Annotated in this window: 12 protein-coding genes; 5 read left to right on the top strand and 7 right to left on the bottom strand. The window is 67.9% G+C overall.

Annotation, left to right across the window (positions count from 1 at the left end; genetic code table 11):
- The first annotated feature begins 8 nt into the window (after positions 1-8).
- Complete coding sequence (locus DT074_RS06015) at positions 9-242, top strand: ribbon-helix-helix domain-containing protein (RefSeq protein WP_368744473.1); 234 nt, start codon at positions 9-11, stop codon at positions 240-242.
- A 7-nt stretch (positions 243-249) separates the two neighbouring features.
- Here DT074_RS06015 and DT074_RS06010 read toward each other — a convergent pair whose 3' ends face one another.
- Positions 250-3150, bottom strand: a complete 2901-nt coding sequence (locus DT074_RS06010) for an AsmA family protein (RefSeq protein WP_162914663.1) — start codon at positions 3148-3150, stop codon at positions 250-252.
- A 100-nt stretch (positions 3151-3250) separates the two neighbouring features.
- Between DT074_RS06010 and DT074_RS06005 the strand changes: the two genes are divergently transcribed.
- Positions 3251-3442 carry a DUF4169 family protein gene (locus DT074_RS06005; RefSeq protein ID WP_119418917.1) on the top strand — a complete coding sequence of 64 codons (192 nt, stop codon included), beginning with the start codon at positions 3251-3253 and terminating at the stop codon, positions 3440-3442.
- Positions 3439-5103: an acetolactate synthase large subunit gene (locus DT074_RS06000; protein ID WP_119418916.1), complete on the top strand. Its 1665-nt coding sequence runs from the start codon at positions 3439-3441 to the stop codon at positions 5101-5103. Before DT074_RS06005 ends, DT074_RS06000 begins: the two co-directional genes overlap by 4 nt.
- Positions 5104-5109: 6 nt before the next feature.
- Here DT074_RS06000 and DT074_RS05995 read toward each other — a convergent pair whose 3' ends face one another.
- The 5 genes from DT074_RS05995 to DT074_RS05975 form a co-directional block, all read right to left on the bottom strand.
- Positions 5110-5388 (bottom strand): hypothetical protein, encoded by a 279-nt coding sequence (locus DT074_RS05995; RefSeq protein WP_162914662.1) that lies wholly within the window; start codon positions 5386-5388, stop codon positions 5110-5112.
- 83 nt (positions 5389-5471) lie between these two features.
- Complete coding sequence (locus DT074_RS05990; RefSeq protein WP_119418992.1) at positions 5472-6728, bottom strand: ammonium transporter; 1257 nt, start codon at positions 6726-6728, stop codon at positions 5472-5474.
- 187 nt (positions 6729-6915) lie between these two features.
- Complete coding sequence (locus tag DT074_RS05985) at positions 6916-7254, bottom strand: P-II family nitrogen regulator (RefSeq protein ID WP_119418914.1); 339 nt, start codon at positions 7252-7254, stop codon at positions 6916-6918.
- Positions 7251-7652, bottom strand: a complete 402-nt coding sequence (locus DT074_RS05980; protein WP_162914661.1) for a hypothetical protein — start codon at positions 7650-7652, stop codon at positions 7251-7253. Before DT074_RS05980 ends, DT074_RS05985 begins: the two co-directional genes overlap by 4 nt.
- Before the next feature lie 40 nt (positions 7653-7692).
- Positions 7693-8430, bottom strand: coding sequence for a hypothetical protein (locus tag DT074_RS05975; RefSeq protein ID WP_119418912.1), 738 nt, complete (start codon positions 8428-8430; stop codon positions 7693-7695).
- 124 nt (positions 8431-8554) lie between these two features.
- Between DT074_RS05975 and guaA the strand changes: the two genes are divergently transcribed.
- The gene (guaA, locus tag DT074_RS05970) at positions 8555-10114 is read left to right on the top strand and encodes a glutamine-hydrolyzing GMP synthase (protein ID WP_119418911.1); all 1560 of its coding nucleotides are present in this window, start codon (positions 8555-8557) and stop codon (positions 10112-10114) included.
- A 76-nt stretch (positions 10115-10190) separates the two neighbouring features.
- On the top strand, positions 10191-11819 hold the full coding sequence (locus DT074_RS05965; RefSeq protein WP_119418910.1) for an ABC-F family ATP-binding cassette domain-containing protein: 1629 nt from the start codon (positions 10191-10193) through the stop codon (positions 11817-11819).
- A gap of 62 nt (positions 11820-11881) precedes the next feature.
- Here DT074_RS05965 and DT074_RS05960 read toward each other — a convergent pair whose 3' ends face one another.
- A complete protein-coding gene (locus tag DT074_RS05960) occupies positions 11882-12277 on the bottom strand; it encodes a cupin domain-containing protein (protein WP_119418909.1) in 396 nt (131 codons plus the stop codon).
- Between the last annotated feature and the right edge of the window lie 100 nt (positions 12278-12377).

Raw genomic sequence — 12377 nt, 5'->3', positions numbered from 1 at the left:
GCTGCGCGGTGGCCGCCGGCATCCGCAAGCGATCGGTCGTGATCGAAGGTCACGCCACCTCGGTCTCGCTGGAGGCCGAGTTCTGGGAAGCGCTGACCGCCATCGCACGCCGCCGCGGCGTGACCGTCAACCAGCTGGTCGCCGAGATCGACAGCAGCCGCCAGGGCAACCTCTCCAGCGCCATCCGCATCTTCGTGCTACGCGAGGCGCAAGCACGCAACGAGCAAGGCACGGCGCGCTGAAGCCGGATTATTGTGTCGGCGGCTTGCGGAACCGCCGCGGCGGCTTCGGCAGCTCGATCGTATGAGGCACGGCGGCCTGGATCTCCGCCTCCGGCGGCGGCGCCTTGCCCATGGCGGCTGCGTTGATTCGCTGTTGAATATAGCGGCTGAGTTCGCCGGTCTTGATCTCGCGCTCCGGCGCCTCCAGCGGGCCGCGGACGACGATGCCGATGGTCGGCTTGCCCGGCGCCTCGTCGACGGTGACCTCCCCGCGCAGACTGACCGTCGAGGCCGCAAGGTCGACCCAGCCATTCGCCTTGCCAGTGCCGCCCTCGATCTGCAGCTGTACGTTGTCGGACCGCGCGACGCCGGAGGCGATGGAAAGCTCGCCCTGAACGAGGTTGAAGCGCGTCTGCCCGCCCTGTTCGACGGCATCGATCAGCTTCGGGATATCCGTGATGTTCTCGAGGCCGGCGAGACGTTTGGCGATGCGGCCCATATCGAAGCCCCGCATGGTTCCCTCGGTCGCGACGATGCGGGCGGTGCCGTCGGCCGAGCGGATCAGTTCGATATCGGTGCTGCCGGCACCCTTGACCTCGACCGCGAGATGCAGCTTGCCGGCAACCTCGCCGAACTCGGCGGCGTCTATCAGCAGCGGCTCGATGGCAAGGTCGCCGCCTTCCACGCTGGCGGCATAGGTGACCCGATCCTCTGCCGCGTCGAGGCGACCGCGCGCCCGCAGCCAGCCGTCATAAGCCCGGCCGCTCAGCCAGCGGAGCTCGATCGCATGCTCGCGAATGGTCATGGCCGCCCGCGCATCCGACAGCGTGTAGCGAAGCGCGTGCAGCTCGTCGGCCGCCAGGCGCAGATCGGCGTCGAACCCGGACAGCCAGCGGAAATCCACCGGGCGCGGCGCATCGAATGCCGGCCCCTTGCCCGCTTCCCACGGTACGCGCCAGGATGGAATCTTCAGCTCCGCCGTCACTTTCGGGCGGCCGCCGGCGAGCTCGATTCCGGCCGAGCCGGTGACGCGAAGATCGCCGAGGCTCGCCTCGATGCCGCTGGCCGACACCGCCTGTTCGGAGGCCGCGAGTTCGGCGGAAACGGCGAATTCCTGCAGGGCCTCGAACCCCGGCGAGGGTTGAAAGCCGAGCCAGCGGATCAACTCGCCGGCCTGGCGGCTCTCCAGGCTGACGCGCCCGGTGAAGCGCGGCGCCCGCCCGATCGCCTCCACCTTCCCGTTGCCTTGCAGCGAGGCCGCGCCGGGTACCTCGACGGAGAAGCTCTGCAGCTCGGCGCCGGCGCCGGTCCAGCGACCTTCCGCCTTGACGTTCTGCAGAAGCCGGCCGTCGAACGTTGCCCGCGATATCGCGATGCTGCCTTTCACCCCCCGAAGCGCGGCTGTCGGCGGCGCTGCCGGTGCGGGTCCGGACGGCGGCCGGTAGGCGTCGATGTCGAGCCGGTCGACCTCCAGCGCCACGCCGATATCCGCCTTCCCGTCCCAAGGAATCTCCACCCGACCGGTCACCGTGCTGGAATCCGCCTCCGCCCTGACGCCGCTCATCTGCAGCACCCGTTCATCCAGCGTCACCGCCGCCGACATCTGGGCGCGCCGGAGCCTGGTCGCGGCCACGCCGCTGAGATCGGCGCCCAGCCAGGTCAGAAACGTCCTGAGGTCGTCGCTCCGCGCCTCAAGCTGGCCGCGGAGCCGCGGTGCCGAAGCGCTCTCGACACGCCCGGTCAGTTTGAATGCCGTGCCGCCCGGCGCCACGCCTTCCAGATGCTCGATCGCCACGATCCCCTGCGTCAGAGCCCCGTCGAGCTTCAGGTCGCGCACCGCACTGCCGCGATAGTTCACGGCGCCGATCCCAAGCGAGAGCCGCCCGGCGATATTGGTCGGCCATGTTGCGCCAGGGGCATTGTCGACCTGCTTGCCAGCCGACAGGCCGGCCAGCAGCGGATCGAGATCGAGCACAGGGGCATTCACGGCGATGTCGACGCTCGGCTGCGCACCGAACCTCACCACCACGCCGCCTGACGCAGACGTATCGCCGAGCTTGAGGCGCAGGTCGTCGAACGTCGCACTGCCGATATCCGCCGCAAAGCGACCGGTCGCTTGCACATTGCGCAGCGAGGCCGGCCAGGCACCGCTGTTGCCGAACCGGGCCAGCAGCTTCCCGGCATCCCGGCCTTCGATCTGGATGCGGCCCTGCTCGATCCGGCGCGCCGACGGATTGGCCTGACCGCTGAGATTGAGCGACCCCAGTTCGGCGTCGCGCAATGCCAGGTCGAATGAGGCGGCGCCGTCGGCGCTCGGCTGCGTGGCACGCCCGGTCAGCGACAGCGCGACGCCGCGCCAGAGGAAGGCGAGATCGACCTCGTAGCTGCCGATCTCGCCCGGGAGCGTCACCTGCCCGGCAATGTTGCCGATGGTTTCCTGGCGGCCGGAAGCGCGGTCGTGAAAGAACACCGTCCCGCGGGCAATGACGATCCGGGTTGCCGCCGGCGAGCCAGCTTCGTCGCCACCCTGTTCCAGGGCCTCCATCAGGCCCTCCCAGTTTCCGGTGCCCGAAGCATCGCGCTCCAGCGCGAGCGAGACGCCCGCCAGAGTGATAGCCTGGATCTCGATCCGCCCGACCAGCAGGGCGGCCAGTGACGGCCTGATCACCACCTGCTCGGCCGCCAGGATCGTCTGGTCGCCCTGCTGCGATGTCGGGGCGATCCGGACGCCGTCAATATTCAGCGCGGGCCGGGGCAGAAGCGTGAAATCGACGGCGCCATCAAAGTCGATCTGCAGGCCGACCGATCGACCTGCGCCGGCGAGCAATTCCTGCTGGATGCCGTCCCAGTCGACCAGCAGGCGCAGAGCCGCGCCCGCCGCACCGACGACGGCGAGGAACAGCAGAAGTACCAGCAGCCAACGCTTCACGCAGACACCTCGATGGCCGACCCGCATTGCATCAGGCCGGTCTGTGAGCCTAGCTTAGCGAAGCGACAGGATTCCGCCGACAAGAAGGCGAAGGGACGCCGTGGGCGAGATCGTCAATCTCAAACGCGTGAAGAAGGCAAAGGCGCGGGCCGAGGCAGAGCGCCTCGCCGCCGAGAACCGCACGCGCCACGGCCTGACGAAAGCCGCCAAGGATGCCCAGCGGCATGAGCAAGAGCGACAGCGGCAGCAACAGGCCGGCCACAAGCTGGATCAGGGGGAGGACAAGGCATGAAGGCATCGGACCTGGTGGTGAAGGCCCTGGAGGCCGAGGGGGTCGAGTACATCTTCGGCCTGCCGGGCGAGGAGAATGCCGATGTCGTGATGTCGCTGATCGGCAGCAAGATCAAGTTCGTGCTGTGCCGGCACGAGCAGGCTGCGGCCTTCATGGCGGATGCCTATGGCCGGCTGACCGGCAAGGCCGGCGTCTGCCTCGGCACCCTCGGGCCGGGCGCGACCAACCTCGTCACCGGCGTGGCCGACGCCAACATGGACCGCGCGCCGCTCGTCGCCATCATCGGCCAGGCCGATACCAAGCGCCTGCACAAGGAGAGCCATCAGGCGATGGACGCCATCGCCATGTACCGGCCGATCACCAAATGGGCGCAGACCGTGTCGCATCCGCGCAACGTACCGGAGGTGATCCGCAAGGCGTTCAAGCTGGCGGAAGTGGAGAAGCCCGGCGCCACGATCATCGAGCTGCCGGAAGACCTGATGAAGGACGACACCTCCGCCAAGGTGATGGAGGTGAGGAAGACGCGTCGCCCGGCCGCCGATCACAAGGCCGTGCGCATGGCCGCCGACCTGATCGCCAAGGCGAAGTCGCCGATGATCCTGGCCGGCAACGGTGCGCTCCGGAAGCGCGCCGCCAAGCAGCTGCGCCGCCTCGCCCGCAAGACCGGCATCCCCGTCATCAACACCTTCATGGGCAAGGGCGCGGTGCCGCGCGCCGACCCGCATTGCCTGTTCACCATCGGCCTGCAGGCCAAGGACTGGGCCAACCATGCGATCGACCAGGCGGATGTGGTGATCGCCATCGGCTACGACCTCGTCGAATACAGCCCCGCGGCTTGGAACAAGACCGCCGGCAAGAAGATCGTGCATATCGACTTCACCGGCGCCGAGGTGGACGACGCTTACCCGATCGCGGTGGAGATCGTCGCCGACATTGCCGATGCGCTCTGGCAGCTCAATGAGGAGCTGAACCGCCGCTTCGCGCCGAAGCGCCAGCTGCCGCTCAACAAGATCAGCCGCTGGTCGAAGCTGCGCGCGAAGATCCTCGACGACTTCGCGGCCGAGAAAGACGACAAGAGCTTCCCGATGAAGCCGCAGCGCATTCTGTGGGATGTGCGCGAGGTGATGGGGCCGGGCGACATCCTGCTCTCCGATGTCGGCGCCCATAAGATGTGGATCTCGCGCTACTACCAATGCGACGAGCCCAATACCTGCCTGATCTCGAACGGCTTCTGCTCGATGGGCTTCGCCCTGCCCGGCTCGATCGGCGCCAAGCTCGCGCATCCGGACAAGCGCGTGCTGTCGATCAACGGCGATGCCGGATTCCTGATGAATTTCCAGGATATCGAGACCGCGGCGCGACTGAAGCTCAACATCGTCGCCATGGTCTGGTGCGACAACGAGTACGGCCTGATCAAGTGGAAGCAGCAGAACCAGTTCTCCGGCCGCCACTTCGACCTCGCCTTCACCAATCCGGATTTCGAGCTGCTGGCCAAGGCCTTCGGCGTCTGGGGCAAGACCCTGAAGAAGCCGGGCGACCTCAAGCCCGCCCTGGAACAGGCGTTCCGCCAGCCCGGTCCGGCGATCATCGCCGTGCCGGTCGATTACGCCGAGAACCGCAAGCTCACCAAGCGGCTCGGCGAGCTGCAGGTGCAGATCTGAGCGCGCCTATCTCGGGTCCAGGTTGAGATTGAGCAGCTCCACGGCGCGGGTCAGCTCGGCCGCGCCGTCGGCGAAGCGGCCGCGCCGGCAGAGGTCGACGCCGATATCGTTCTCCAGCCGGCCGTACTGGTTGTAGATGTCGACCCGCATGGCGCGGCTGGCATAGAGGCCGCGCAGGCGCTGGCATTGCGCCGCGGCTTCGCTGCCGTCATTCGGGGCGGCACATCCGGTCAGGCCCAGCAGGACCAGCGGCACTAGCGGCACCAGCGTTAGGAAACGGAGCATGGGGCAATACCTTCACCTATGCCCCTCTCCTACCCTTCGGCGATTGGGCCGCTATTGATCTGCCTCAAACCTGGGCAGATGGCCTAGAGCTTGAGGTCATAGCCGCGTTCGCCATGCGCGGTGACGTCGAGGCCCTCAGCCTCCTGCTCCGCGCCGACCCGGATGCCGCCGAGCAGCGCACCGCAGAGCTTCAGGATGCCCCAAGTGGCGGCCGCCGACCACAGCCCGCCGGCGAGCAGGCCGATCGCCTGCCAGCCGAGCTGCTCGCCGAAGCCGCGCTCGGCAAGTGTATAGCCGACGCCGCCAAGGGCCGGCAGCGCGAACACGGCGGTCAGAAGCGTGCCGAGCGCGCCGCCGACGCCGTGCACAGCGAAGACGTCGAGCGAGTCGTCGATACCGAACACCCGCTTCACCAGGTGCGTCATGCGGAAGCAGATCGCGCCGGCGGCAATGCCGATCGGCAGTGCCGCCCAGGCACCGATATAGCCGGCCGCCGGGGTCACCGTGGCCAGCCCTGCGATCACGCCGGTGGCAAGGCCGACCGAGCTCGCCTTGCCGTGTTTCGACCACTCGATCGCCATCCAGGTCAGGCCGGCAAAGGCGGCCGACATATGCGTGACCAGCAGGGCCATGCCGGCGCTGCCGCCGGCGGCGAGCGCACTGCCGCCGTTGAAGCCGAACCAGCCGACCCACAGCATGCCCGCGCCGGCCACCGTGATGCCCGGATTGTGCGGCAGCGGCATTTCGTGCGGAAAGCCGCGGCGCGGCTTCAGCATGACGGCGGCGACCAGCGCGGCGGCGCCGGCCGTCGCATGCACCACGATGCCGCCGGCGAAATCCATCACGCCGTTGGCGGCGAGCCAGCCCTCGCCCCAGAGCCAGTGGCAGACGGGGGCGTAGACGATCAGCACCCAGAGCACGCTGTAGATCGCCACGGCGCCGAAACGGATGCGCTCCGCATAGGCGCCGACGATCAGCGCCGGCGTGATGATCGCGAAGGTCATCTGGAAGGCGACGTGCACGGAGGCCGGCAGCTCGCCCTTCAAAGTGTCGACGGCGATGCCGGTGAGGAACCAGAGGTCCATGCCGAACCAGCCGCCGGAGCCGGACCCGTCGCCGAAGGCGATGCCATAGCCGGCGACGAACCACGCGGCCGAGACCAGGCAGGTGATGGCGGCGCAATGCATCAGCACCGAGAGCACGTTCCGCGCATGCACCAGGCCGGCATAGAACAGCGAGAGCCCCGGCAGGGTCATGAACAGCACCAGCGCGGTCGCGGTCAGCACCCAGGCGGTCGCCGCCGGGTCGAGCGCCTTGGCCTCCGCGGCGAAAGCCGGCATCGCGGCCAGAACGAACAGCCCCGCGGCTGCCAGTTGCAGGAATCTGCGCGCCACCTGCGCCTCCCCCTTTGTGCCCGATTCGCGGGCGAATGCCCCAGGGAGGGCAGGTATCACGCGTCGAGAAGACCAGCAATTGCAGATTTCAAGTGCAGCTGCCTGAAATTGCGCCGCCCTGAATTCGGGCTGCTTAGAGCGCCTCGTCGCCCTGTTCGCCGGTGCGGATGCGGATGGCTTGGCCGAGATCGTAGACGAAAACCTTGCCGTCGCCGATCTGGCCGGTGGCGCCGCCGTCGGTGATCGCCTCGACCACCCGGTCGACCAGGCTATCCGCCACGGCGACTTCGAGCTTCACCTTGGGCAGGTAGCTCACCGCATATTCGGCGCCGCGATAGACCTCGGTATGGCCTTTCTGGCGGCCGAAGCCCCGCACCTCCGAAACCGTCAGGCCGTGCACGCCGAGGCCCAGCAGCGCCTCGCGCACGTTGTCGAGCTTGAACGGCTTGATGATGGCGACCACATATTTCATCGGACCAGCTCCCTCGACTCGTCGCCCGGCACTTCCGGATCCAGGCGGAATCGGCCCTCATCCCCGCCCTTTATGTAGGGCACCTCCACCCGGGCGACCTCGCGGTCGATCCGGCTGCAGGCGAAGGTCGCGCGCACCGGCTGCACCAGTGTGCAGCCCCCGGTCAGGTCCTGGCGCAGCAATTGCGGGCTCTCGCAGGCCCTGGCGACCAGCGTCCGGAGCGCTTCGGCGCTGGTCGTGGCCGAGCTGTAGCAGACCGCCACCAGGTTCCGGTCGCTGCGTGCACCGGTCGGCAACACGAACGACGGCGGCTCGGTGAAGAATGGCCGCTCGATGCCACCCCCGCCGCAGGCGGCGAGCAGGACCAGACCGGCCGGAACCAGGATCGACTTCATCATATCGGCCGCATCCTGGCCGCTGAACCCGGTGCGCCGCAAGTCACGTCTCGGGCGCGAGCGCCAGCGCGGCATCGAGCGCCGGCAGCCAGGCCGTCCAGCCATTGCGCTCGGCTTCGTCCACCAGGTCGCGCAGCAACTGGCCCAATTCCCGATCGAGCTCGCCCATCCCGGCGTAATAGAGGGCGAGGGTGCGCTTGCGGAGGAACTCCGCCAGCGGCGGCACCGCCTCGCGTGGAAACGCCTTGGCGACCACCTCGCCCTGCTCGATGGCGAGATCCCAGTCCTCCAGATCGAGCGCCGCGTCGGCCACATGGCCGTGAAAGGCGACGATATCGAGATCGGTGAGCGCGTCGGCCACGTCGAGCGCATTGCCCGTCTCGACGCACCATTCGAACTTTTCCGGGTCCTCGCAGGCCCAGGCCCAGCAGCCAAGCAGCAGGCCGCGGCCCTCGGCAAGCGGCGCCGCTTCGGCGAGCCGCCAGCCGTCCTCACAGAGCGCGGCCGTACCCCGGCGGTCGCCGGCCAGCCGCGCAAACTCGGCGCCGTGGGCGAACACGCCCGGATGTTGCGCATTCAGCGCCGCCAACCGCGCCAGCGCCGGCGCGGCCGCCTCGACGGCTCCCTGCCAGGCGAGCAGCGTCAACAGCAGATGAATGGCCTCGAACTCCGTGGCTTCATCGCCGGCGGCGTTAGCTGACTCGGCAAGCTGGCGCGCCTCGGCCGCCAGCGCGGCGGTCGGGCCTGCCTCGGCCAGCATCCGGCGGCGCAGATCGCCCACGGCCTCACGGCTGGATGACACGGAATCGGATCCCTCGCCCCTGTTCCACGGCCCCTGTTTCTGGCCGCGGAATCGAGTATACAGGCGCCATTCCCGGCCCGATCTACCTATAAGGCGAACCCCAATGGCGGCTCCGCAGCAGGACACCGTTCTCATTATCGATTTCGGTTCCCAGGTGACCCAGCTGATCGCCCGCCGGGTGCGCGAGAGCGGCGTCTATTCCGAGATCGTGCCCTACAACGCCGCCAAGCCGGCGATCAAGCGCCTCAAGCCCAAGGCGGTGATTCTGTCCGGCGGCCCCGCCTCGGTGATGGAGACCGGCTCGCCGCGGGCGCCGGAAGAAGTGTTCCAGCTCGGCGTGCCGGTGCTCGGCATCTGCTACGGCCAGCAGGCCATGGCGGCCCAGCTCGGCGGCATTGTGGAGCCCTCCTCGCATCGCGAATTCGGCCGCGCCTTCGTCGAGGTGAAGGGCGATTGCAGGCTGTTCGAGGGCGTCTGGAAGCCCGGCACCAAGCATCAGGTGTGGATGAGCCATGGCGACCGGGTGACCAAGCTGCCGCCCGGTTTCGAGGTGCTGGGCACCAGCGACGGCGCGCCCTTCGCCGTCGCCGCCGACGAGAAGCGCGGCTTCTACAGCCTGATGTTCCACCCCGAAGTGGTGCACACGCCGGACGGCGCGGCATTGCTGAAGAACTTCACCCACCGGATCGCTGGCTGCAAAGGCGACTGGACCATGGCCGCCTTCCGCCGCAAGGCGATCGAGCAGGTGCGCGCCCAGGTCGGCCAGGGCCGCGTCATCTGCGGCCTATCGGGCGGCGTCGACAGCTCGGTCGTCGCGGTGCTGCTGCACGAGGCGATCGGCGACCAGCTCACCTGCGTCTTCGTCGATCACGGCCTGCTGCGCGCCGGCGAGGCCGAGCAGGTGGTCGACCTGTTCCGCAACCGCTTCAACATCCGCCTCGTGCACTCGGATGCGAGCGACCTGTTCCTCGGCAAGCTCGCCGGCATCGACGACCCGGAGCAGAAGCGCAAGATCATCGGCGCCACCTTCATCGACGTGTTCGACGCCGAGGCGAAGAAGGTCGGCGGCGCCGACTTCCTGGCCCAGGGCACGCTCTATCCGGACGTGATCGAGAGCGTCTCGCCGCTCGGCGGCCCCTCGGTCACCATCAAGTCGCACCACAATGTCGGCGGGCTCCCTGAGCGCATGCACATGAAGCTGGTGGAGCCGCTCCGCGAGCTGTTCAAGGACGAGGTGCGCGCGCTCGGCCGCGAGCTCGGCCTGCCGGACGACATGGTGGGCCGCCACCCCTTCCCCGGCCCCGGCCTCGCGATCCGTATCCCCGGCGACATAACGCGCGAGAAGCTCGACCTGCTGCGCAAGGTCGATGCGGTCTATCTGGAGGAGATCCGCTCAGCCGGCCTCTACGACGCGATCTGGCAGGCCTTCGCCGTGCTGCTGCCGGTGCGCACGGTCGGCGTGATGGGCGACGGCCGCACCTACGACCAGGCCTGCGCGCTCCGCGCCGTCACCTCCACCGACGGCATGACCGCCGACTACTACCCCTTCCCGCACGAATTCTTGGGCCGGGTCGCGACCCGCATCATCAACGAGGTACGCGGCATCAACCGCGTCACCTACGACATCACCTCGAAGCCGCCGGGGACGATCGAGTGGGAGTGATTGTCACTGACTTCGATAGTCTGATCGCGCCCTACGGCACACTTACCGGAATCGATTTTTAGTTCGCACAGACCTCATGATTCGCCTCGACAACGTCAGCAAGCAGCACGGCCACCAGATCCTCTTCATCGAAGCGTCGATGAGCCTGCAAAAGGGGGAGAAAGCGGGGCTGGTCGGGCCGAACGGCGCCGGCAAGTCGACGCTGTTCCGAATGATCGTCGGCGAGGAGAAGCCCGACGACGGCCAGGTGTCGATCGATACCGGCATGACGATCGGCTACTTCAACCAGGATGTCGGCGAGATGTCCGGCCAGAGCGCCGTCGCGGCGGTGATGGACGGCGTCGGGCCGGTGAGCGCGCTGGCCGCCGAGATGGCGGGGCTCGAAGCCGCGATGGTCGATCCGGATCGAGCCGATGAGATGGAAGCGCTGATCGAGCGTTACGGCGATGTGCAGGCGCGCTTCCAGGAGCTCGATGGCTATGCGCTGGAAGCGAAGGCGCGCGAGGTGCTCGCGGGCCTGAGCTTCAGCCAGGAACGCATGGACGGCGATGTCGGCCTGCTGTCGGGCGGCTGGAAGATGCGCGTGGCGCTCGCCCGCATCCTGCTCATGCGGCCCGACGGCATGCTGCTCGACGAGCCGAGCAACCACCTCGACCTCGAAAGCCTGATCTGGCTGGAAGCCTTCCTGAAAGATTATGACGGCGCGCTGTTGATGACCTCGCATGATCGCGAGTTCATGAACCGCATCGTCGGCAAGGTCGTGGAGATCGACGGCGGCACGCTCACGACCTATTCGGGCAATTTCGATTTCTACGAGCAGCAGCGCGCGCTGAGCGAGCGGCAGCGCCAGGCGCAGTTCGAGCGCCAGCAGGCGATGCTCGCCAAGGAGATCAAGTTCATCGAACGCTTCAAGGCGCGGGCCTCGCATGCCGCCCAGGTGCAGAGCCGGGTGAAGAAGCTGGACAAGATCGAGAAGATCGAGCCGCCGCGGCGGCGCCAGTCCGTCCAGTTCGAGTTCCGCAGTCCACCGCGTTCCGGCGAGGACGTGGCGAGCTTCAGGGACGTGCACAAGAAATACGGCAGCCACTCGATCTACGCCGGGCTCGATTTCCGGGTGCGCCGCATGGAGCGCTGGTGCGTGCTGGGCGCCAACGGCGCGGGCAAGTCCACCCTGCTGAAGCTGGTGGCCGGCGATGCCAAGCCGGACCAGGGCACGGTCAGCCTCGGCAGCAGCGTGAAGATGGGCTATTTCGCGCAGCACTCGATGGACCAGCTGGATGGCGACGACACGGTCTTCGAAACGCTCGACAAGGCGTTCCCGCAGGCCGGCCAAGGCGTGCTCCGCACGCTCGCCGGCTGCTTCGGCTTCTCCGGCGACGATGTGGAGAAGACCTGCCGCGTGCTGTCCGGCGGCGAGAAGGCGCGGCTGGTCATGGCCATGATGCTGTTCGACCCGCCGAACTTCCTGGTGCTCGACGAACCGACCAACCACCTCGATATGGCGACCAAGGAGATGCTGGTCACCGCGCTCGCGAATTTCGAGGGTACGATGCTGTTCGTATCGCATGACCGCCATTTCCTCGCCGCGCTCTCCAACCGGGTGCTGGAGCTGACCCCGGACGGCGTGCATCAGTTCACCGGCGGCTACACCGAGTACGTGACGCGAACCGGCCAGGAAGCGCCGGGCCTCCATCCGCGCAGCTGATCGGTTTCACGGGAGGGGCGGGCCGGTTCAAACACCGGCGGGCCCTTGCCCCCTGCGGCGGTTCAGCGCGGGCGGTGCTCGGTGCCGAGGCCCGCTGTAATGAAGAGCGCAGTCGCGCGCCCGGAGATGTCGGCCGTATGCCAGACGCCGCGCGGATTGATCGAGTAGTCCCCTGTGCCGAGCGTCATCTTTCGCACACCTTCCGGCAGCTCCTGGATCAGCGTGATCTCGCCGGCGGTGCAGATCACTGCCTCGTCGCCGAGCGGGTGCCGCTCCCAGCTCGTCCAGCTCTCCGTGAAGGTGTAGAGCGAGACGAGGCGGCCCTCGGCACCATCGGCGGCATTGCGCTCGCCATAGGCGCGGTACCAGGCCATGCCGGTGAATTCCGGCTGCGGCACCACCCTGGCTCCCAGGCCGAGATGGAGCGGGAAGCGCTCCAGCGACATCGGGTTCGTCATGTCGACCCCTCCGCAATCGGCCCCCTTTATAAGACATTCGACCCGCCGACAGCCGGCTGTGATTCGGGGAATTCCACATTAGAGTACGCCGGCCCGGGCG

The sequence above is a fragment of the Desertibaculum subflavum genome (assembly GCA_003576705.1).
GTDB classification, from domain to species: domain Bacteria; phylum Pseudomonadota; class Alphaproteobacteria; order Ferrovibrionales; family Ferrovibrionaceae; genus Desertibaculum; species Desertibaculum subflavum.
The sequence above is the reverse complement of the archived record's forward strand: the minus strand, read 5'-3'. Positions and strand labels throughout refer to the sequence as shown.

Bases quoted from the DNA above. Each gene is read 5' to 3' on its own strand.
- DT074_RS06000 (WP_119418916.1), top strand. From the start codon at position 3,439: ATGAAGGCATCGGACCTGGTGGTGAAGGCCCTGGAGGCCGAGGGGGTC.
- DT074_RS05995 (WP_162914662.1), bottom strand. From the start codon at position 5,388: ATGCTCCGTTTCCTAACGCTGGTGCCGCTAGTGCCGCTGGTCCTGCTG.
- DT074_RS05990 (WP_119418992.1), bottom strand. From the start codon at position 6,728: ATGCCGGCTTTCGCCGCGGAGGCCAAGGCGCTCGACCCGGCGGCGACC.
- DT074_RS05985 (WP_119418914.1), bottom strand. From the start codon at position 7,254: ATGAAATATGTGGTCGCCATCATCAAGCCGTTCAAGCTCGACAACGTG.
- DT074_RS05980 (WP_162914661.1), bottom strand. From the start codon at position 7,652: ATGATGAAGTCGATCCTGGTTCCGGCCGGTCTGGTCCTGCTCGCCGCC.
- guaA (WP_119418911.1), top strand. From the start codon at position 8,555: ATGGCGGCTCCGCAGCAGGACACCGTTCTCATTATCGATTTCGGTTCC.
- DT074_RS05965 (WP_119418910.1), top strand. From the start codon at position 10,191: ATGATTCGCCTCGACAACGTCAGCAAGCAGCACGGCCACCAGATCCTC.
- DT074_RS05960 (WP_119418909.1), bottom strand. From the start codon at position 12,277: ATGACGAACCCGATGTCGCTGGAGCGCTTCCCGCTCCATCTCGGCCTG.